General features: G+C 61.6%; 20 protein-coding genes. 9 read left to right on the top strand and 11 right to left on the bottom strand.

The features are described from left to right. The 3 genes from H147_RS0111520 to H147_RS0111510 form a co-directional block, all read right to left on the bottom strand. Complete coding sequence (locus H147_RS0111520) at positions 1 to 1,329, bottom strand: flagellar hook protein FlgE (RefSeq protein ID WP_026352450.1); 1,329 nt, start codon at positions 1,327 to 1,329, stop codon at positions 1 to 3. 99 nt (positions 1,330 to 1,428) lie between these two features. After that, positions 1,429 to 2,265, bottom strand: a complete 837-nt coding sequence (locus tag H147_RS0111515) for a flagellar motor protein MotB (RefSeq protein ID WP_019955524.1) — start codon at positions 2,263 to 2,265, stop codon at positions 1,429 to 1,431. An 86-nt stretch (positions 2,266 to 2,351) separates the two neighbouring features. Continuing rightward, positions 2,352 to 2,753, bottom strand: coding sequence for a hypothetical protein (locus H147_RS0111510; protein ID WP_019955523.1), 402 nt, complete (start codon positions 2,751 to 2,753; stop codon positions 2,352 to 2,354). A gap of 241 nt (positions 2,754 to 2,994) precedes the next feature. On the opposite strand from H147_RS0111510, the gene chlG reads away from it, so the two are divergent. The 7 genes from chlG (at position 2,995) to H147_RS0111475 (ending at position 10,329) form a co-directional block, all read left to right on the top strand. Continuing rightward, positions 2,995 to 3,906: a chlorophyll synthase ChlG gene (chlG, locus tag H147_RS0111505; protein ID WP_026352449.1), complete on the top strand. Its 912-nt coding sequence runs from the start codon at positions 2,995 to 2,997 to the stop codon at positions 3,904 to 3,906. Then, positions 3,903 to 5,183 (top strand): BCD family MFS transporter, encoded by a 1,281-nt coding sequence (locus H147_RS0111500; RefSeq protein ID WP_019955521.1) that lies wholly within the window; start codon positions 3,903 to 3,905, stop codon positions 5,181 to 5,183. The genes chlG and H147_RS0111500 overlap by 4 nt, the downstream gene beginning before the upstream one ends. Positions 5,184 to 5,186: 3 nt before the next feature. After that, the gene (locus H147_RS0111495; protein WP_019955520.1) at positions 5,187 to 6,368 is read left to right on the top strand and encodes a geranylgeranyl diphosphate reductase; all 1,182 of its coding nucleotides are present in this window, start codon (positions 5,187 to 5,189) and stop codon (positions 6,366 to 6,368) included. Further along, positions 6,365 to 6,898 (top strand): isopentenyl-diphosphate Delta-isomerase, encoded by a 534-nt coding sequence (idi, locus tag H147_RS0111490; protein WP_019955519.1) that lies wholly within the window; start codon positions 6,365 to 6,367, stop codon positions 6,896 to 6,898. Before H147_RS0111495 ends, idi begins: the two co-directional genes overlap by 4 nt. A 57-nt stretch (positions 6,899 to 6,955) precedes the next feature. Beyond that, positions 6,956 to 7,486 carry a gamma-glutamylcyclotransferase gene (locus tag H147_RS0111485; protein ID WP_026352448.1) on the top strand — a complete coding sequence of 177 codons (531 nt, stop codon included), beginning with the start codon at positions 6,956 to 6,958 and terminating at the stop codon, positions 7,484 to 7,486. 155 nt (positions 7,487 to 7,641) lie between these two features. Next, complete coding sequence (locus H147_RS0111480; RefSeq protein WP_019955517.1) at positions 7,642 to 8,724, top strand: hypothetical protein; 1,083 nt, start codon at positions 7,642 to 7,644, stop codon at positions 8,722 to 8,724. Between the two features lie 3 nt (positions 8,725 to 8,727). Then, positions 8,728 to 10,329, top strand: coding sequence for a peptidoglycan -binding protein (locus tag H147_RS0111475; RefSeq protein ID WP_019955516.1), 1,602 nt, complete (start codon positions 8,728 to 8,730; stop codon positions 10,327 to 10,329). A 129-nt stretch (positions 10,330 to 10,458) separates the two neighbouring features. On the opposite strand, the gene H147_RS0111470 is transcribed toward H147_RS0111475, so the two are convergent. From H147_RS0111470 to H147_RS0111440, 7 genes are all read right to left on the bottom strand, one after another. Further along, entirely contained in the window at positions 10,459 to 11,445 is a 987-nt protein-coding gene (locus H147_RS0111470) for an ABC transporter substrate-binding protein (RefSeq protein ID WP_019955515.1), read from the bottom strand. Positions 11,446 to 11,487: 42 nt separating this feature from the next. After that, positions 11,488 to 12,339 (bottom strand): ABC transporter permease, encoded by an 852-nt coding sequence (locus tag H147_RS0111465; RefSeq protein ID WP_019955514.1) that lies wholly within the window; start codon positions 12,337 to 12,339, stop codon positions 11,488 to 11,490. Continuing rightward, positions 12,336 to 13,256 (bottom strand): ABC transporter permease, encoded by a 921-nt coding sequence (locus H147_RS0111460; protein ID WP_019955513.1) that lies wholly within the window; start codon positions 13,254 to 13,256, stop codon positions 12,336 to 12,338. Before H147_RS0111460 ends, H147_RS0111465 begins: the two co-directional genes overlap by 4 nt. 51 nt (positions 13,257 to 13,307) lie before the next feature. Next, a complete protein-coding gene (locus tag H147_RS0111455; RefSeq protein ID WP_019955512.1) occupies positions 13,308 to 14,090 on the bottom strand; it encodes an ABC transporter ATP-binding protein in 783 nt (260 codons plus the stop codon). After that, positions 14,090 to 15,544 carry a dihydropyrimidinase gene (gene hydA / locus H147_RS0111450; RefSeq protein ID WP_019955511.1) on the bottom strand — a complete coding sequence of 485 codons (1,455 nt, stop codon included), beginning with the start codon at positions 15,542 to 15,544 and terminating at the stop codon, positions 14,090 to 14,092. The genes H147_RS0111455 and hydA overlap by 1 nt, the downstream gene beginning before the upstream one ends. A 54-nt stretch (positions 15,545 to 15,598) precedes the next feature. Beyond that, entirely contained in the window at positions 15,599 to 15,883 is a 285-nt protein-coding gene (locus H147_RS0111445; RefSeq protein ID WP_043699827.1) for a GIY-YIG nuclease family protein, read from the bottom strand. 129 nt (positions 15,884 to 16,012) lie between these two features. After that, positions 16,013 to 17,263: a Zn-dependent hydrolase gene (locus H147_RS0111440; protein WP_019955509.1), complete on the bottom strand. Its 1,251-nt coding sequence runs from the start codon at positions 17,261 to 17,263 to the stop codon at positions 16,013 to 16,015. A gap of 164 nt (positions 17,264 to 17,427) precedes the next feature. Between H147_RS0111440 and H147_RS0111435 the strand changes: the two genes are divergently transcribed. Next, complete coding sequence (locus H147_RS0111435; RefSeq protein WP_019955508.1) at positions 17,428 to 18,030, top strand: TetR family transcriptional regulator C-terminal domain-containing protein; 603 nt, start codon at positions 17,428 to 17,430, stop codon at positions 18,028 to 18,030. A gap of 19 nt (positions 18,031 to 18,049) precedes the next feature. Continuing rightward, entirely contained in the window at positions 18,050 to 18,310 is a 261-nt protein-coding gene (locus tag H147_RS0111430; RefSeq protein WP_245541136.1) for a hypothetical protein, read from the top strand. A gap of 66 nt (positions 18,311 to 18,376) precedes the next feature. Here the strand turns inward: H147_RS0111430 and preA are convergent, their stop codons facing one another. Then, complete coding sequence (gene preA / locus H147_RS0111425) at positions 18,377 to 19,681, bottom strand: NAD-dependent dihydropyrimidine dehydrogenase subunit PreA (RefSeq protein ID WP_019955506.1); 1,305 nt, start codon at positions 19,679 to 19,681, stop codon at positions 18,377 to 18,379. Positions 19,682 to 19,750: the final 69 nt, after the last annotated feature.

The raw sequence follows: 19,750 nt of genomic DNA, 5'->3' as shown, positions 1-19,750 counted from the left end.
TTAACGTTTGATATTGGTGGTTTCCTGCAGCATCTCGTCGACTGTCTGGATGACCTTGGCGTTCGATGAATACGCCCGCTGTGTCTGGATCAGTGCAGTCAGTTCGCCAGCAACGTCGGTGGCGGATTCTTCTCTGGCGTAGCTGACGATATCGCCGGTAGGTCCATCACCCGCGTCCCAAAGGAAAAATGTCCCGCTGTTGGGCGTGACGCGGAAACTTTGCTGATCAAGCGTTTCGAGCCCATTCACATTGGGTACGTCAACCAGCGGAATCTGGTACAAGACGCGATTGATCCCGATGTCGAAGGACGCGCGAACAAAGCCGTTCCGGTCCACCTCAACAGAGGTCAGACTGCCCACTGGCGTCCCGTTCTTTGAAATGGAGACCGGCGCGAAAGCATCCGACAATTGCGTCAGGCCGATTGAACTGCCCAGCTCCCCGATCACAATCTCCATTGGACCGCCATTGACGGCGATCGTCAGACTGCCGGAGGCCGGATCATAGGGGCCGCCGATCGCTGCGGCGGTGTTCGCGACACTTGCCAGTGTGCCGCCACCCCCGCGGGAGGCGTCGAAGACGAGCGTGTATTCGGCGACGAGATCGGGAATGCCGTTGGCGTCCAGATCGCTTTCGCTGTCGCGTATCTGCATCGTCCACGTATTCGACGCGCCATTTGTAGGAACCGTCGGCGTGAAGTTGAAAGTCAGGTTGGAAGATGCCCCAAGGTTGTCGAAATACTCGACCGAAAGCGTTTCGATATCACCTGCTGCCCCCTCTCTTGTGGAGGTGGCGGGAAGGTTCACGGCAAGGCTGATTCGCGTCGTCGCTTCACCAGCGAACTGGTTTGCGTTGATCTGGACCGGAACAAGTCCGTCGATGGAATCGCGCGGGTAATTCGGGATCGTGCCGTCGGCGAGCGCGGGCACACCCAGCAGGACAAGCCCGCCCGGGCTGACCAGATATCCTTGCGCATCTGGCCGGAACGACCCCGTTGTCGTCAACAAAAGCGGGTTTTCCCCGTTGCCGACCGCGACCGCAGTTGCGGTAGTGACCGGCAACATGCCCCGCCCTCGCACGGCGAGGTCAGTTGGGTTCGTTGTTGAAACCAAGGCGCCGCGTTCGTCGATCAGGCGCGACACGCTGGTTCGCACGCCACCGGCGGAATAGGTCCCACGCCCGCTTTCGATGACCATTGATTCGAAATCGGTGACCGCCCTTTTGTAGCCGAAAGTTGATGAATTCGCGATGTTGTCGGAAATCGTCGCAAGGCGCGAGGCATTCGCAGCGAGACCCGAAACGCTCGCGTTCATGGAGGAGGATATGCTCATTCAAGGGGGCCTTTCCGACACATGAGTCAAACTTGTTCCTAGGAGATAAAGGCGTGGCCTTAACATGGCCCTAATGTCTAAAATGCAATCGGTATTTCGTCAGATGTCCGATCGCAGCAGGATCACCTCGATCCGGTTGTTGCGTGCGGCAGTCGGATCCGCGACTGCGGGGCGACGATCGCCTGCCGCAATCTGGCGCACGATGCGCAATGGGTTGAGTCCGCCGCCTTGCAGCATCTCGCGCATCTGGGCGGCGCGACCCGCTGACAGATCCCAGACGCCATTGTCGCGCATCGGGACGGGCCGCGCGCTGAGGTAGGCGGCGACCGTGACAGGATTGCTGACACTGGCGAAAAGCCGCGCAAGAAGCGCCGATATTTCGCGCATGACCGGATTGGGGTCGCTTGTGTTTTCCACGAACAATTGTGCCTCCGGCAGATCGAAAATCTCGATGACAAGCCCTTCGTCTGTCAGGCGGGTCACGACGTGCCGCAAGGCAAGTTCGGAGATCATGCTTTCGCCGCCATGGCCCATGAGGATCGCCTCGATCTCTTGCAAGGCGGCGACCTGGGCGGCAGCGGCTGCGTCAAGCTCTGCCTCGTCTTCGGTCCTGACGGGGGTCATGCCGATCGTCGGCTGCGCCGCGCCTGTCCCGCTTTGGGCGAGCGTGTTGTCGGTGAAGATATTGTCGCCGCCAAAGGCGCCGCTGCCGCCGCCCGACACCCGGTTGATGGGAATGGTCGGGGCAAAGTAATCAGCAAGTCCCTTGCGCTGCTGTTCGGTCGTTGCGTTCAGCAGCCACATCAGCATGAAAAAGGCCATCATCGCCGTCACGAAATCTGCATAGGCGACCTTCCATGCGCCGCCATGGTGACCGCCGCCCGCGATCACCTTCTTGCGCTTGATAATCGTCGGAGTGTTCGTGCCTTTTGTCATTGCGTACCTCTGCCAGCCGACGCACCGTGTAGAAGGCAAGGTGTGAAGGCGGCATTAATGCAGCAATATGATTAAAATAGGCGGAATCAGGCTTCTGGTTCGCGCAGCAGGTCAGCCGAAGGCAACGCCCCGAGGCGCGAAAAGCACTGGTTGATGCCGTCGCGCGCCTCTTCGGCCGATGTGATGGCCGCCAGCATCCCCTGCGACAAGGCCACGAAGGCCGCGCCGTAATCCTTGCGCGCGTCAAAGGCCTGCAGATCGCGCACAAGCGTGGCCAGATCCCTGCGCGCGGTGCCAAGCTGCCGCGTCAGCGCATTCAGGTTATCATCGGGCGGCATGATCCGGTCCGCCAGACGCGACAGCAAAGCATGTTTGCGGGTCAGGTCGGACCGGACATGGGGATCGTCGGCGGTTTCCATGCGCAGCTGCAAAACCACGATCCGGTCGATAAGATCGGCAGGGTCGGCCGGGACAAGAATTTCGTTCATCAGAACCGTTCCACCTAGGGTCGCGTCAGTTGGCCGTTCGTGCGGATGCAAGCACCGCGCTGCGACAAGACCGTAAACCGATATTCTTGTCAAAAGACCCACCGTACGGTGGGTCGCGTGACGGGACTTGATCGATCGGCGGTTTTGTGTAATCCGCGCGCCGGCCGACGCGACCGATTGGCGCAGTGTCAGCTTTAGTTTACACTTGCCTTGGCATCAACTGTCACTTTAGACTGACAGTATGAGCGTTATGTCCGATCTTAGCCCAAGCCATCCGCCCCGTCGCTGGCCCGAACCCCGGGCCATGCTGCGGCTGATAAAGCCTGTGACGTGGTTTCCGCCCATGTGGGCGCTGTTTTGCGGGATCGTGTCGTCGGGTGTCGCTCTCTCGGGTAACTGGACGCTGGTCGTGCTCGGCGTGCTTCTGGCGGGTCCGATCGTCTGCGGCATGAGCCAGGCCGCCAACGACTGGTGCGATCGTCATGTCGATGCCATCAACGAGCCAGACCGCCCGATCCCGTCGGGGCGGATACCGGGGCGCTGGGGTTTGTGGATCGCGCTCGCGATGACGGGGCTCGGGCTTGGCATAGGGTATCTTCTGGGGCCATGGGTCTTTGGTGCGACGATCCTCGCGACTTTGGCCGCATGGGCCTATTCGGCGGAACCCGTCCGCGCCAAGAAATCGGGCATCTGGGGGCCCGCGCTCTGCGGGCTGGCGTATGAGACGCTGCCATGGATCACGGGTGCCGCGCTCCTGACGTCCGGCGCGCCATCCGTGCCGATCATCGTTGTCGCCGTTCTTTACGGGCTGGGCGCACACGGCATCATGACGCTCAATGATTTCAAGGCGGTCGAGGGTGACCGCGCGATGGGCCTGCGATCCTTGCCGGTGACGCTGGGGCCTGACCGCGCCGCCCGCGTCGCATGCTGGGTGATGGTGGTGCCGCAAGTCGCGGTGATCGGCCTGATGGCATATTGGGGGCATCCTTTCCATGCATGGGGCATCGTCGCCATGCTGGCCGTACAACTGGCCGCAATGCGGGTGCTGCTGCGCGATCCCCTGGGCAAGGCGCAATGGTATCAAGGTATGGGCATCCTGTTCTATATCAGCGGCATGATGATCGCCGCGACGGCATTGGGGTCTATGGCATGACGTTGACATGGTTCCAGATATTCAGGCTCGGCTTGGTGCAGATGGCGCTGGGCGCGATCGTGGTGCTGATGACATCGACACTGAACCGCCTGATGGTGGTCGAACTGGCTTTGCCCGCAGTGATCCCCGGCCTGCTGGTGGCGTTGCATTACGGCGTGCAGATGTCGCGGCCCAAATGGGGGCACGCGTCCGACGCCGGCGGCCAACGCACGCGCTGGATCATCGGCGGGATGGTGGCACTGGCTTTGGGTGCAATGGCCGCAAGCCTCGGTGTACTGGTGCTTGAATCTTCCCTGCTCTGGGGAATGGCGCTGTCCATCGCCGCCTATGCGATGATCGGGCTGGGTGTGGGCGCGTCCGGAACATCGCTTCTTGCGCTTCTTGCAACAACCACAGCGCCACACCGGCGCGCTGCTGCGGCGACGATCACCTGGTTGATGATGATCTTCGGAATCGCCATGACTGCCGGTATCGTCGGCACGCTGATCGACCCCTACACCCCGCTGCGCCTGATCGAGATTGTCGCCGCCGTTGTCCTGATCGCCATCGCGGTCACCTGCATTGCGGTCTGGGGCGTCGAGCGGGGCCTGAAAGTCACACGTGAACCCGACCCGACCCCCTTCCGCGAAGGGCTGGCAGAGGTCTGGGCCGAACCAAAGGCGCGCAATTTCACTTTGTTCGTCTTTCTGTCGATGACGGCCTATTTCATGCAGGAACTGATCCTTGAACCTTATGCCGGGCTGGTCTTTGGCCTGACGCCAGGGCAGACCACATCGCTGTCGGGCGCGCAGAACGGCGGCGTGTTCATCGGGATGCTGACCGTCGGGATCATGGCCACAGGGCTGAAAATCGGCGCGTTGCGCAACTGGGTGATGGCCGGTTGTCTGGGGTCGGCGGCCGCATTGGCCATGATCACGCTGCTGGGGCCGATCGGACCGGGCGCACCGATCCTGCCTGCTGTCGTCACTTTGGGTTTCTTCAACGGTATGTTCGCCGTCGCCGCCATCGGGTCGATGATGGCGCTGGCCGGTCAAGGCCGCGAGCGGCGCGAAGGCACGCGCATGGGCCTTTGGGGCGCCGCGCAAGCCATCGCCGCAGGTTTCGGCGGATTGCTCGGGGCCGCGATGGCCGATACGCTCCGCCTGATCTTTACTGATACCCAAGCCTTTGGCGCTGTCTTCCTCTGCGAGGCCAGCCTTTTCATTGCCGCCGCTTTCATGGCGGTCAAGATCATGGACCGCACCATGCCGTCCGCAACCCTCGTTCCGGGAGAATAGCCAATGCAATATGATGTCGTCGTCGTGGGTGCGGGGCCTTCCGGGGCCACTGCTGCCGAAGATCTGGCCCGATCCGGCCACAAGGTCGCATTCATCGACCGGGAAGGCCGGATCAAACCCTGCGGGGGCGCGATACCGCCGCGGCTGATCGCAGATTTCTTCATTCCCGACGACCAGATCGTTGCCAAGGTGAACACCGCGCGGATGATCTCGCCCACCGGACGGCAGGTCGATATCCCGATCGAAAACGGTTTTGTCGGGATGGTCGATCGCGAATATTTCGACGCTTTCCTGCGTCAACGGGCGAAAGATGCGGGCGCGCATCGTTATGCCGGGACATTCACGCGGATCGAACGCGACGCCGACGGCACCCATGTCATCTATCGCGACAAGATCAGTGGCAACGACATGCGCCTGACCACGAAGCTGGTCATCGGGGCCGATGGCGCGCGTTCCAACGTCGCGCGCGCTGAAATCAAGGATGGCGACAAGATCCCCTATGTCATCGCCTACCACGAGATCATCGAAGCCCCCGCAGCCAATGCAACCTATGACCCGATGCGCTGCGACGTGGTCTATGACGGCAAGATTTCCCCCGATTTCTATGGCTGGGTTTTCCCGCATGGCGCGCATGCGAGCGTCGGCATGGGGTCGATGATCAAATCGGTCGACGTCAAACAGGCGACGGCCGATCTGCGGACGGCATCCGGATTGACCGATTGCAAGACGATCCGCCGTGAAGGCGCACCGATCCCCCTGAAACCGCTCGATTGCTGGGACAATGGCAAGGATGTCGTATTGGCGGGCGATGCCGCTGGGGTTGTCGCGCCATCATCGGGTGAAGGAATCTATTACGCGATGGTCGGCGGCCGGGTTGCTGCGACTGCGGCGGCGGCCTGTCTGGCGTCTGGCCGGGTCAAGGACCTGCAACTGGCGCGCAAATTGTTCATGCGGGAACACAAACAGGTTTTCCGGGTTCTCGGCGCGATGCAGAACGCCTATTACCGCAGCGACGAACGGCGTGAGCGGTTTGTCTCCCTGTGTCATGATGTCGACGTGCAAAAGCTGACGTTCGAGGCCTATATGAACAAGAAACTGGTAAAGGCACGCCCCTTGGCTCATTTGAAGATCGGCATCAAGAACCTTGCGCATCTGACGCGACTGGTGTCGCCGCTGCGCACGTGACGATCATGATCCCGGCCTGGGTCAACGGCACATTGCAACCCGTGGAAAAGCTCGAGGCGCACCAGCGCGGCTTGAAACACAAGGCGGTCAGCGTGTTTGTGTTGAACCGCGGGCGCGTGCTGATCCAGCAGCGCGCGCTGTCGAAATACCACACGCCGGGGCTTTGGGCCAACACCTGCTGCACCCATCCCGAATGGGACGAAGACCCGACCGATTGCACCTTGCGCCGGCTTGACGAAGAATTGGGGATCACCGGCCTTTACCCCACGCATCGTGACCAGATCGAATACCGTGCCGATGTCGGCAACGGCCTGATCGAACACGAAGTCGTCGAGGTGTATGTCGCCGATGCGCCCCAGACCCTGCGGATCGCACCGAACCCCGCCGAAGTGATGGCCACGCGCTGGGTAGATTTCTACGATCTGTCCGCAGACATGACGCGCCACCCCGAACATTACACGCCGTGGCTGCGGATCTATATGCAGGATTATCAGGATGCGATCTTCGGTGACCTGATGCGCGCGGTCTGAGCTCTTTCCGTCGCGGCCCAAAACGTGTTTATGGGCGTGACAGGGAAGGACGGTCATATGGCGCTTTGGGTTTTCGGATATGGGTCGCTGCTGTGGAACCCCGGCTTTGCGCCGGTCCGGCGCATCAAGGCGCGCTTGCCCGATTATCACCGCAGTTTTTGCATGCTCTCTGTCCATCATCGCGGCACGCCGGAGCACCCCGGCCTTGTGCTCGCGCTCGACTATCAGCCCGGCGGCCAATGCACGGGCGCAGCCTTCGAAGTAGCGGCCGACGATGAAGCCACCGTGCTGACGATGTTGCGCGAACGCGAATTGGTTTCCTCCGCCTATGTCGAACAAGACGTCGGCCTGACATCCGACACTGGAGACAGCATCAGCGCGCTGGCCTACCTCGTGGACCGCAACCATATCCAGTATTGCCAGTTCGACCTCGAACGTCAGGCGCAGATGATCGCCCATGCGGTGGGCGGGCGCGGGCCGAATACCGAATATCTCTACAACACCGCCGCCCATCTGACCGAAATGGGGATCAAGGATGCCGACATGACATGGCTGACAAACCGGGTCCGTGCCTTGACGGCAACATAAGATTGCCGCGATTTTGTTAGGGTTGGTCCCTATACCGCCATATGCTGCTATGGGTGCAGTGAACGACGAACAGATGAGGATGAACCTCCGTGTCAGACAAACGGGCAGCCAAGGCAGCGCCACAGTTTTCCCAACCGATCCGCCAGCTTTTGTTCATGTTGATCGTGATCGGGCTGCTGGGCGCGGGGATCTACCTCGGGCTTGACCAGATCAGGGCGATCTACCTGTCGAACGTGTATCTGAACGGGGTGATCCTTGGTGTTTTCGTGCTGGGGGTGCTGTCCTGCTTCAATCAGGTGTTCTTGCTGATGAATTCGGTCCGTTGGATCGAACATTTCGCACGCGAAACCGGCGGGCACAACTTCACCGCCGCCCCGTCGTTGCTGGCGCCCTTGGCGACATTGCTACGGTCCCGCGGCGCGCGGACGCAGATTTCATCCAGTTCGGGCCGCTCGATCCTTGATTCCGTGGCCCAGCGCATCGACGAAGACCGCGAGATCACGCGCTATATCGGGAACGTGCTGATCTTCCTCGGACTTCTCGGCACGTTCTACGGCCTTGCCACCACTGTGCCCGCGCTGGTCGAAACGATCCGGTCGCTGAACCCGACCGAGGGCGAATCCGGGGCCGATATCTTTGGCCGCCTGCAAGACGGGTTGGAAAACCAGTTGGGCGGCATGGGCACGGCCTTTTCCAGCTCTTTGCTGGGTCTGGCGGGGTCGCTGGTCGTCGGTCTGCTCGAACTTTTCGCAGGGCACGGGCAGAACCGGTTCTACCGCGAGCTGGAAGAATGGATGTCCACCATCACACGCGTGGGCATCGACGGCGACGAAGGCACAGGCAGCGGAGGTGCGGCATCCTCGGCCATCGTCGAGCAGATGGGCGAATTGATGGACACGATCCAGCTGCTTCTGGCGCAGACCGAGGCCGACCGCACCGCCACCGACAGCCGGTTCCAGTCTCTGGCCGAGGCCATTGCCACGCTGACGCAGGCGACGACGATGAACGACACATCCGCCCATCTGGCGCGCGTGGCCGACGGACAGGCCGCCTTGATCCAGAAGCTCGACGACAGCGGCATGGACGGGATCGACGCTGAAAGCCGGATGCGGCTGCGGTCGATCGACGTACAACTGCTGCGGATACTGGAAGAATTGTCCGCCGGTCGTCAGGAAAGCATCGGCGCGCTGCGGCAGGATCTGGCCGCGCTTGCCGGCGCGATACGGGACCGGGGCTGATCCATGGCGCTGAGCCGCAGATCATCCAACCGCTTTCAAAACGCGATCTGGCCGGGTTTCGTTGATGCGATGACGGGCATCCTGCTGGTGCTGATGTTCGTGCTCAGCATCTTCATGGTAATCCAGTTTACCCTGCGCGAAACGATCACCGGGCAGGAATCCGAACTTGACGTGCTGTCGGGCGAAATGGCCGCCCTGGCCGCGACGCTGGGGCTGGAGCGGGAACGGACCGCCACGCTGTCCGCCGATCTGGACGCGGCCAACGCACAGGCCGCACGGCAGGCGGGCCAGATCGCCAGCCTGATCGTGGAACGCGACGCACAGGATCAGGCGCTGGCACAGGCGCAAAACCAGATCACCGGATTCGAGGCGCAGGTCGCGGGCCTCCTCGCCGACCAGCGGCAAAACCGCGATACGATTGCCAGCCTTGAGGCCGCGCAGGACCAGCTTTTGTCCGAACAAGAGGCGCTGAACCTTGCCCTTGCGCAAGCACGCACCGAAATCGACGCCGGAGAGGAAGCCGCGCGCCTTGCCGCCGCCCGCCGCGAGGCGCTGGAGGCGTTGGTCGCCGATCTTGAGACCGTGCGCGACGAAAACGCGGCCCAGATCAGCACGCTCGAAGCCGCGCGTCTGGCCGATGCCGCCGCCGCTGCCGCCCTACGTGACCGGCTTGAAAACGCGGATGCGGAATTGACCGCGATGACCCTGAACCTGGAACGCCAGCGGCAAGAGGCGGAGGAGACGCTGACCCTGCTCGCCGCCGCCCGCGCGGCACAGGCCGAGCTTGACGCGGCGCGCGCCGAGGCGCTGACCGAAGCCGAACGGCAGGCCGCCCTGCTGGCCACAGCCAATGCCGCGCTGTCCGAACAAGAGGCGCAGTCAGAGGCCGGCCAGCGGCAGGTCGCCGTGCTCAACGAACAGATCCTTGAGTTGCGCAATCAGGTCGGCAACTTGCAATCCCTGCTGAATTTAGCCGAAGACGCCGATCGCGCCGCGCAGGTCCAGATCGAAACACTGGGCGCGCAGTTGAACACCGCCTTGGCGCGGGTCGTGTCCGAAGAACGGCAACGTCTTGCCCTTGAAGAGGCCGAACGCATCAGGCTTGAAGAAGAAACAGCGCGTCTTCTGGCCGAGGCGGAAAACCTCGAACGGTTCCGGTCGGATTTCTTTGGCCAGCTGCGCGAGGTGCTCGAAGGGCAGGACCGCATCAGGATCGAAGGCGACCGTTTCGTGTTCTCCTCCGAAGTGCTGTTCGAGGTCGGGCGCGCAGACCTCTCCCCGCAAGGCCGCGCCGAAATCGCGAATGTCGCGGGCATCCTGAACGACATCGCCGACGACATCCCCGACAGCATCGACTGGATCATCCGCGTCGACGGGCATACCGACGATATCCCGATCACGCCGGGCGGGCGCTTTGCCGACAACTGGGAACTCAGTCAGGCGCGCGCGCTGTCGGTGGTCCGGTTCATGGCCGAGGATCTGGGCATCCCGCCGACGCGCCTGGCCGCCAACGGCTTTGGCGAATACCAGCCGCTGAACCCTGCGGATACCGCAGAAGCCCGCGCCCAGAACCGCCGGATCGAGTTGAAGCTGACGGAAAGGTAGGGCGGAATTCACCCCGCCATGGTGTGGGTGTAGCGGGAAATGGTCGGGGAGAACCCCGACCAACGGTCGCAAAAAAACGGGCGCTGGCATCACACCAGCGCCCGCTTCATTTCACCCTAAGGCCTTAGTCTACTGCAGCGCCTGATCCGTGATCAGATGCGTCCAGGCGCCCTCGGGTTCTGCCGAGATCACCGGGTCGGACCCGCCGCCCAGCAATGTCGCGACGGTGCGTTCATAGTCGGCTGGGTCCAGCGCGCCGTTCGATCCGGCGGTCAGCTTGGCGACTTCCTGCATCATGCGGATCTGTGCGGCCTCGGATTGGGCACCGGTTTCATCGTATTCGATGATGATGGCACCTGCCGCTTCGGGATTTTCCTCGGCCCATTTCCAACCACGCATCGAGGCGCGTACGAAACGGACCATCTTGTCGACGAATGCGGGATCTTCGAGGTTCTCTTCCAGCACCCAAATCCCGTCTTCCAGCGTGGCGACGCCCTGATCTTCGTACATGAAGGTCACGAGTTCCGCTGGATCGACGCCCGCATCCAGCACCTGTCCGTATTCGTTATAGGTCATGGTGGAAATGCAATCCGCCTCGCGGTTCAGCAATGGGTCGACGTTGAAACCCTGGCGCAGCACGGTCACGCCATCCTCGCCGCCTTCGGTCGGGATCCCGGCCTGCGCCATCCAGCTCAGGAACGGATATTCATTACCGAAGAACCACACACCGATGGTGCGGCCACGGAAATCCTCGACCGATTCAATGCCGGTGTCTTTCCAGCAGGTCAGCATCAGGCCCGATGTCTTGAACGGCTGCGCGATGTTGACCACCGGCAGACCGCGTTCGCGCGCGGCCAAGGCGGATGGCATCCAGTTCAGCATCGCATCGGCACCGCCACCGGCCAGCACCTGTGGCGGCGCGATATCGGGGCCACCGGGCAGAATGGTGACGTTCAGCCCTTCTTCTTCGTAATACCCCTGATCCAGCGCCACGTAATAGCCCGCGAACTGGGACTGCGTGACCCACTGCAACTGCAGCGTCACGTCGTTGTCTTGCGCGTGTGCGACACCGCCAAGACCGGCAGCAAGCGCCGCCGCGATCATCGTTTTCTTCATTTTGACCTCCAAGTCAGTGTGATGCCCTCTTGCCGGGGCTTGTTATTTGCGTTGCGATGGGTGCCAGAAAGTCACCCGCCCCTCGACCCATGCGACAGCACCGTAAAGCGTGCTGCCGGCAATCGCTGCGACGACAATTTCGGCCCAGACCATATCCAGCGCAAGCCGTCCCACCGATGTGGATATCCGAAAGCCCATGCCGACCGTGGGAGAGCCGAAAAATTCAGCAACAATCGCCCCGATCAGCGCCAAAGTCGTCGCTATTTTCAATCCGTTGAAGATGAACGGCATCGCGGCGGGCAGGCGCAGTTTGAACAGGGTCTGCCAATAGCCCGCGCCATAGGTGCGCATCAGATCGCGCTGCATGGCGGATGTGTCGCGCAGGCCTGCCACGATATTCACAAGGATCGGGAAAAACACCATCACCGCCACGACCGCCGCCTTGGACTGCCAGTCGCTGCCCAGCCAGCGCACAAAGATCGGCGCGATCCCCACGATGGGCAGCGCCGCCATGAACCCGCCCACGGGCAGGATGCCGCGCGTCAGGAAATCCGACCTGTCGGCTAGGATCGCCACTGCAAAAGCGCAGATCATCCCGATGACATATCCGGTCATCGCGCCCTTGATGATCGTCTGCTGGAAATCCGCCCAAAGGATCGGCAGCGAATTGGCAAACCGCTCGGCGATCATGCTGGGTGGCGGCAGGACAATGGGGCTGACGCCCGTCATCCGCACCAAGAGTTCCCAGATCAGCACGAATGTCAGCCCGAAAATCACCGGCACCAGCAGGCGCACAATACGCGTGTCCGCCACACGGCTGGCGGCCAGCTGCGCGTTGATGAACCAGCCCACCGCCCAGACCGCCAGAACAGAGATCAGCGCCGGTCCCGTCATGCGGCCGCCATCCCCATTCGGCGCAGTGTCAGCCGCTCCATCGCGGTGAAGATCGCGACGAGTGCTGCCGCCGTGATCGCCGCAGCGAACAACGCCGCCCACGTCACCAGCGGATTGCCATATTGATCCCCCACCAGCATCCGCGCGCCGAAACCAGCCCGCGCGCCTGTCGGCAATTCCGCCACGATGGCGCCGACCAGCGCCGCCGAAATCCCGATCTTGAACGACGCGAACAGATAGGGCACCGAGGCCGGCAACCGCAGTTTCCAGAACCCCTGCGAGGCACTGGCATAATAGGTGCGCAGCAAATCCATCTGCATCGCATCAGGGCTGCGCAGCCCTTTGACCATGCCGACGACGACGGGGAAAAAGCTCAGATAGGCGCTGATCACCGCCTTGGGCAGCAGGCCCTGAATCCCGAACTGCCCCATCATCACGATAATCATCGGGGCGAGCGCCAGAATGGGAATGGTCTGGCTGGCAATCGCCCAAGGCATCACGCTCATATCCATGGCACGGTTATGTACGATCCCGATGGCCAGCAGGATACCCAAGGTCGTGCCGATCACAAAGCCGACCAGCGTCGACGACAGCGTCACCCAGCCATGATAAACCAGCGACTGGCGCGAGGTCACGTTGCGCAAGGCAATCGTGTCCCACATCTCGCCCGCCACCTGATGCGGCGAGGGCAGGCGCGGACGGTCCAGATTATAGGTCAACGGGATCAGATCGGGGTTTGCAAAACTCAGCCCCAAACCGGAATAGCCCTGCCGTTCGGCGGGTGTGGCGGGTGTGACGACCAACCCGTCGCGCTGGGCCTGATCGGCGGTCAGATGCATGTTCATCGGGATCACCGCAACGACCCAGATCAACAGGATCGCACCCACGATCGTGAGGATCGGCAACACCGATTTCATCCCCGGCCCCCCCTCTCTTCCGAGCCCAAATATCCCCGCCGGAGGCAGCGCCTAGTCATCCACATGCCCCGCCCGCAATCCTTCACGCACACGGTGCGCAATGTCGATGAATTCCTTGCTATCGCGAATATCCAGCGGCCGTTCCTTGGGCAGCGGGCTGTCGATCACATCGGTGATCCGGCCGGGGCGCGGCGACATGACGACGATCTTGGTGGACAGATAGACCGCCTCGGGGATCGAATGGGTGACGAAACCGATGGTCTTTTCTGTCCGCGCCCAAAGTGCGAGCAATTGTTCGTTCAGATGGTCGCGCACGATTTCATCCAGCGCGCCGAAAGGTTCGTCCATCAGCAGGATATCGGCATCGAACGCCAGCGCGCGCGCGATACTGGCGCGTTGCTGCATCCCGCCGGACAATTGCCAGGGAAATTTCTTCTCGAACCCCGCAAGGTCGACCAGCGCCAGCACACGCGCGACCCGCTCGGCCTGTTCGGCCTTGGAAAACCCCATGATCTCCAGCGGTAGTTTCACATTGCCGCCGATGGTGCGCCACGGATAAAGCCCCGCGGCCTGAAACACATAGCCATAGGCACGCGCTCGGCGCGCCTGATCCGGCGTCATGCCGTTGACGGTCAGGGTGCCGCCCGTCGGCGTCTCCAGCCCCGCGATGCAGCGCAGGAACGTCGTCTTGCCGCAGCCCGAGGGGCCGATGAAGCTGACGAATTCGCCCTTGCGGATATCGAGATCGACATCCTTCAGCGCATGCACCGGGCCGTCATTGGTCTGGAACGTCAGGTTCAGCCCTTGCGCGCTGATCACGGTATCGGCGGTCATCAAACCCCCGTCGCGGGAATACCCGTCCGCTCGACAGGGCGGGGGGCCGTCAGTTCTTTCCACTTGGATAGGGCGGTGTTCGTCGGCGTGTTGGGCGCGCGCTTGACGAATTGGCCATGCCCTTCGCGCGTGCGCATCTCACCGTCATGCACCGCGACATGGCCGCGTGTCAGGGTGAAACGCGGCAGGCCGGTGACTTCCTTGCCCTCGAAGACGTTGTAATCAATGGCGGATTGCTGCTTGGACGCCAGGATCGTCTTGGATTTCTCTGGGTCCCAGACCACCAGATCGGCATCTGCGCCAACCAGCACAGCACCCTTGCGCGGATAGCAGTTCAGGATCTTGGCGATATTGGTGGATGTGACAGCGACAAATTCGTTCATCGTCAGCCGCCCCGTGCGCACGCCATGCGTCCAGAGCATCGGCATCCGGTCCTCCAGCCCGCCGGTGCCATTGGGGATCTTGGTGAAATCGCCCACGCCATAACGTTTCTGTGCCGTGGTAAAGGCGCAGTGATCCGTCGCCACCACCGACAGACTGCCCGATTGCAGACCGGCCCACAGACTGTCCTGATGCATCTTGTTGCGGAAAGGCGGCGACATCACGCGCCGCGCGGCATGGTCCCAGTCCTGGTTGAAGTACTCGCTTTCATCCAACGTCAGATGCTGGATCAGCGGTTCCCCCCAGACGCGTTTGCCCTGCATCCGCGCGCGCCGGATAGCCTCGTGCGCTTCTTCGCAGGATACATGCACGATATAGAGCGGCACGCCGGTCATGTCGGCGATCATGATGGCGCGGTTCGCAGCCTCGCCCTCGACCTGCGGGGGGCGGGAATAGGCGTGCGCCTCTGGCCCCGTGTTGCCTTCGGCCAACAGTTTGGCGGAGAGTTCCGCGACAACATCGCCGTTTTCGGCATGGACCATCGCAATAGCCCCGAGAGAGGCGAGACGGGCGAAAGACGCGTACATCTCGTCATCATTGACCATCAAGGCGCCCTTATAGGCCATGAAATGCTTGAAGGTGTTGATACCACGATCGCGGACGACGCTTTCCATCTCGTTGAAAACCTGCTCGCCCCACCATGTCACCGCCATGTGGAAGGAATAGTCGCAGGACGCGCGGCCCGACTTGTTGTCCCACATCTGCAAGGCATCGTGCAGACCCTGACCGGGGGCCGGCAGCGCGAAATCGACGACCATCGTGGTGCCGCCCGATAGGGCCGCGCGCGTGCCGGATTCGAAATCATCCGCCGAATAGGTGCCCATGAAGGGCATTTCCAGATGCGTATGCGGGTCGATCCCGCCCGGCATGACATAACAGCCCGTTGCGTCGAGCTGTTCGTCGCCCGACAAGTTCTGCCCGATCTCGATGATCTTGCCCCCGTCGATCAGGACATCCGCCTTATAGGTCAGGTCCGCCGTGACGATGGTGCCGTTCTTGATGACTGTGGTCATTGGTCTCTCCCTGTCTTCACCCGTCCCGGCCCAAAGCCGGGACCTGTGCCCGGATCAGACAGGGATATGGATGGTGATGTCCTGCCACTGCGGATTGGCCGTGTGGATCAGTTGGTTTTTCCAGGCACGCCGCCACCGCTTGATCGCGCGTTCGCGGCGCAGGCTGGTGTCGAAATCGTCGTGCGTTTCGAACCAGACCAGCGTCTTGATCTTGTATTTCGCGGTGTGGGCGGATCGTCCGTCGCGGTGGTGTTGCACGCGGGACTGCAGGTCGCGCGTGCGACCGATGTAGATCGCGCCATTCGGGCGTGAGGCCATGATGTAAACAAAGTGGGTCATGCCGCGAAGATCGCGGCAAATGTTGAACATCCTGTAAAAGCTCAACACACCCCGGACTTGATCCGGGGCCTCTCGTTACCCCATGGACGAGGCCCCGGATCAAGTCCGGGGCGTTCTGTTGCGTCACGCTCACCCGACAATCTCCGCCGTTTCGACCACTGCATGAAACAGCACGTCCGCCCCCGCAGCCGCCCATTCGGGCGAGATTTCCTCGGCCTCGTTATGGCTCAACCCGTCCACGCAGGGGCACATGATCATCGCGGTTGGATACAGGTCATTGATCCAGCAGGCATCATGGCCCGCACCCGAGACGATATCCATGTGGCTGTAGCCCAGCCGTTCTGCGGCATTGCGTACGGCGGCGACACAGGTTGCGTCAAAGGCTGGCGGGTCGAACTGGCCCACAATCTCGGCCTCGAAGGATATGCCGATGTCGGCACAGATCTGCGGCGCGCGGTCCATGAGTTCGGCGACCATCGCGTTCAGCTTGTCCAGCAGATGCGTGCGCAGATCGACGGTGAACACGACCTTGCCCGGAATGATGTTGCGGCTGTTCGGATAAACGTCGATATGCCCGATCGCCCCCACCGCATTCGGCTGGTGCGTCATGGCGATTTCGTGGACCAGCTCGGTAATCAATGCCAAGCCGCGCCCTGCATTCTTGCGCATATGCATGGGCGTCGATCCGGTATGGCTTTCTTTGCCGGTCACCGTGCATTGCACCCAGCGCAGGCCCTGCCCATGGGTGACGACGCCAATCTGCTTGCCTTCCGCCTCCAAAATCGGGCCCTGTTCGATATGCAGCTCAAAGAAGGCGTGCATCTTGCGCTCGCCCACCTTTTCCGGGCCTTTCCAGCCGATCCGCTCCAGCTCGTCCCCGAACCGTTTGCCCTTGGCATCCACACGGTCGAGCGCCCAGTCCAGCGCATGTTTGCCAGCAAACACACCCGAGGCCAGCATCGCGGGCGCATAGCGTGTGCCTTCTTCGTTCGTCCAGTTGGTCACGACGATGGGGTGTTTGGTCTTGATATCCAGATCGTTCAGCGTGCGGATCACCTCCAGCCCGCCCAGAACCCCCAGCACCCCGTCGTATTTGCCCCCAGTGGGCTGGGTATCCAGATGGGATCCGACATAGACCGGCAGCGCGTCAGGGTCAGTGCCGTCGCGGCGGGCGAACATGTTGCCGATCTCGTCCACGCCCATGGTGCAGCCCGCAGCCTCGCACCAGCGCTGGAACAGATGCCGGCCTTCGCTATCTTCATCGGTCAGGGTCTGGCGGTTGTTGCCACCCGCCACACCGGGGCCGATCTTGGCCATCTCCATTAGGCTGTCCCACAGACGCGCGCCGTTGATCTTGAGGTTCTCTGCGGGGGATGGCATCGGGCTCTCCAGTCTTTCTTGGTTTGACCAAACGGTCAAAAGAACGCTAACAGAGGTTTACGACCAGTCAAGTTTTCCGCGTGATGTTTCGGCAAATGCTGGTTATGCGAGCGAAGCAGACAGCGGGCGGGCCGTCCAGCCTCTAAATTAGGCAGAACACGACGATGACCAAAGCGCCGACCCGAATTCAACAACGCAATCAGGCAGCGATCCTGTCGGCTGGCCTTGATGTGTTTTCGCAATACGGCTTTCGCGGCACCACCTTGGACCAGATCGCAGAGGCGGCAGGGCTGTCAAAACCCAACCTGCTTTATTATTTTCCGTCAAAAGAAGCGATCCACACGGCCCTGCTGGAACGCTTGCTTGAAAACTGGCTCGATCCGCTGAAAGCGCTTGATGCAGCCGGTGATCCGGTGCAGGAACTGACCGCCTACGTGCGGCGCAAACTGGCGCTGAGCAAGGATTTCCCCCGCGAAAGTCGCCTTTTCGCCAATGAAATCCTGCAGGGCGCGCCTTGGATCGAAGACATCCTGCGCAATGACCTCAAGCGCCTGGTCGATGAAAAGGCCGCGATCATTCAGGGCTGGGCCGATGCAGGCAAGATCGCGCCCGTCGATCCGTATCATCTGATCTTTTCGATCTGGGCGTTGACCCAACATTACGCCGATTTCGACGTACAGGTGCGCGCCGTTCTGGGCGACCGCGCGCCCTATGACGGGGCGGCGCTGTTTCTGGACCAGCTTTATCGGAAGCTGCTCGGGTCTTAGGATAGCATTAATGATGTTGATGCAGATTGACACAATGCAGATCATTTACGCCGCCACTGTCCGTCATCCTCGTGCCAACCCAAGTTGGTGTGCCCGCATTTTCGATGCGAAATCTGCACGCAAGGGTGGCATCGTGCGTCGTGCCGTCCGCGATGTGGACCGCGAAATCGGGCGCGCCGCTTTTGTCGAGGAGGTTGGCCGCCGCGGCTTTCACCTGATCGAATGCGGCGGACAATACATCGTCATCTGCAATTCAGGGCAACTGGTCGTCCACACCTGACAGCAAAAATCTTCGTCCGAAGATTTTTGTCGCAAGCCAAGAATTTTTGACAAAAACTCTTGCCCGCTACTCCGCCGCCACGGCGCCCGGATTGTTGGGATGCGTCGTCCAGTTGGCGTAGTCCTTCTGCACGACCTTGCCCGTGCGCGGATCGACCTGCCCCGGTTCCATCGCTTCCATCGTGATGCAGTTCTCGACAGGGCAGACATCGACGCAGAGGTTGCAGGCGACGCATTCCTCGTCGATCACGGTAAAGGTCCGGTCAGCGGACATGGCGATGGCCTGATGGCTGGTGTCTTCGCAGGCGGCATAGCAGCGGCCGCATTTGATACAATCGTCCTGACTGATCTTGGCCTTGGCGACATAGTTCAGGTTCAGATACTGCCAATCGGTGACGTTCGGCACTGCGCGGCCCACGACCTGTTCGACTGAGGTGTAGCCTTTTTCGTCCATCCACTGCGACAGCCCGCTGATCATCTCCTGCACTATCTTGAAGCCATAGGTCATTGCCGCTGTGCAGACCTGCACGTTGCCGCAGCCGAGGCTGATGTATTCTGCCGCATCGCGCCATGTGGTCACACCGCCGATGCCACTGATCGGCAGGCCGTGCGTGTCGGGATGGCGCGCGATTTCCGACACCATCGACAGCGCAATCGGCTTCACGGCAGGACCGCAATAGCCGCCATGCGATCCTTTGCCGTCGATCGACGGCTCGGGCGACATGGTGTCGAGGTTCACGGAGGTGATCGAATTGATCGTGTTGATCAGGCTGACCGCATCTGCCCCGCCGCGCATCGCCGCCGCAGCCGGTTTGCGGATATCGGTGATATTGGGCGTCAGTTTGACGATCACGGGCTTGTCGTAATATTGCTTGCACCAGCGCGTGACCATTTCGATATATTCGGGCACCTGCCCCACCGCCGCGCCCATACCGCGTTCAGACATGCCATGCGGGCAGCCGAAGTTCAGCTCGATCCCGTCGGCACCGGTTTCCTGCACGCGCGGCAGGATGTCCTTCCACGCCTGTTCCTCGCACGGGACCATGATCGACACGATCATCGCGCGGTCGGGATAGTCTGCCTTGACCCGTTTGATCTCGTCGAGATTGGTCTGCAGCGGACGGTCGGTGATCAATTCGATGTTGTTGAGCCCCAAGAGCCGCCGGTCCGCGCCATAGATCGCGCCATAGCGCGGGCCATTGACGTTGACGACGGGCGGCCCTTCGGACCCGAGCGTTTTCCATACGACACCGCCCCAGCCGGCCTCGAAGGCGCGGCGGACATTGTATTCCTTGTCCGTGGGCGGCGCGGATGCCAGCCAGAACGGGTTGGGGGATTTGATACCCAGAAAATTCGTTGTCAGATCAGCCATGGCTTTATCCTTTGCTGTCCGCCCCGTCCCGGGCTTGACCCGGGACCTCGTGCGGGAATGTGAAAGGCC

Source organism: Yoonia vestfoldensis DSM 16212, assembly GCF_000382265.1.
GTDB classification, from domain to species: Bacteria; Pseudomonadota; Alphaproteobacteria; order Rhodobacterales; family Rhodobacteraceae; genus Yoonia; species Yoonia vestfoldensis.
This window is presented reverse-complemented; position numbering and strand designations above follow the sequence as displayed.

Coding starts and splice junctions, on each gene's coding strand:
- H147_RS0111495 (WP_019955520.1), top strand. CDS start 5,187: ATGCAATATGATGTCGTCGTCGTGGGTGCGGGGCCTTCCGGGGCCACT.
- preA (WP_019955506.1), bottom strand. CDS start 19,681: ATGGCTGATCTGACAACGAATTTTCTGGGTATCAAATCCCCCAACCCG.
- H147_RS0111510 (WP_019955523.1), bottom strand. CDS start 2,753: ATGAACGAAATTCTTGTCCCGGCCGACCCTGCCGATCTTATCGACCGG.
- H147_RS0111475 (WP_019955516.1), top strand. CDS start 8,728: ATGGCGCTGAGCCGCAGATCATCCAACCGCTTTCAAAACGCGATCTGG.
- H147_RS0111440 (WP_019955509.1), bottom strand. CDS start 17,263: ATGCCATCCCCCGCAGAGAACCTCAAGATCAACGGCGCGCGTCTGTGG.
- H147_RS0111430 (WP_245541136.1), top strand. CDS start 18,050: ATGCAGATTGACACAATGCAGATCATTTACGCCGCCACTGTCCGTCAT.
- chlG (WP_026352449.1), top strand. CDS start 2,995: ATGAGCGTTATGTCCGATCTTAGCCCAAGCCATCCGCCCCGTCGCTGG.
- H147_RS0111520 (WP_026352450.1), bottom strand. CDS start 1,329: ATGAGCATATCCTCCTCCATGAACGCGAGCGTTTCGGGTCTCGCTGCG.
- H147_RS0111435 (WP_019955508.1), top strand. CDS start 17,428: ATGACCAAAGCGCCGACCCGAATTCAACAACGCAATCAGGCAGCGATC.
- H147_RS0111465 (WP_019955514.1), bottom strand. CDS start 12,339: ATGACGGGACCGGCGCTGATCTCTGTTCTGGCGGTCTGGGCGGTGGGC.
- H147_RS0111455 (WP_019955512.1), bottom strand. CDS start 14,090: ATGACCGCCGATACCGTGATCAGCGCGCAAGGGCTGAACCTGACGTTC.
- H147_RS0111470 (WP_019955515.1), bottom strand. CDS start 11,445: ATGAAGAAAACGATGATCGCGGCGGCGCTTGCTGCCGGTCTTGGCGGT.
- H147_RS0111500 (WP_019955521.1), top strand. CDS start 3,903: ATGACGTTGACATGGTTCCAGATATTCAGGCTCGGCTTGGTGCAGATG.
- hydA (WP_019955511.1), bottom strand. CDS start 15,544: ATGACCACAGTCATCAAGAACGGCACCATCGTCACGGCGGACCTGACC.
- H147_RS0111485 (WP_026352448.1), top strand. CDS start 6,956: ATGGCGCTTTGGGTTTTCGGATATGGGTCGCTGCTGTGGAACCCCGGC.
- H147_RS0111515 (WP_019955524.1), bottom strand. CDS start 2,265: ATGACAAAAGGCACGAACACTCCGACGATTATCAAGCGCAAGAAGGTG.
- H147_RS0111480 (WP_019955517.1), top strand. CDS start 7,642: ATGTTGATCGTGATCGGGCTGCTGGGCGCGGGGATCTACCTCGGGCTT.
- H147_RS0111460 (WP_019955513.1), bottom strand. CDS start 13,256: ATGAAATCGGTGTTGCCGATCCTCACGATCGTGGGTGCGATCCTGTTG.
- H147_RS0111445 (WP_043699827.1), bottom strand. CDS start 15,883: ATGACCCACTTTGTTTACATCATGGCCTCACGCCCGAATGGCGCGATC.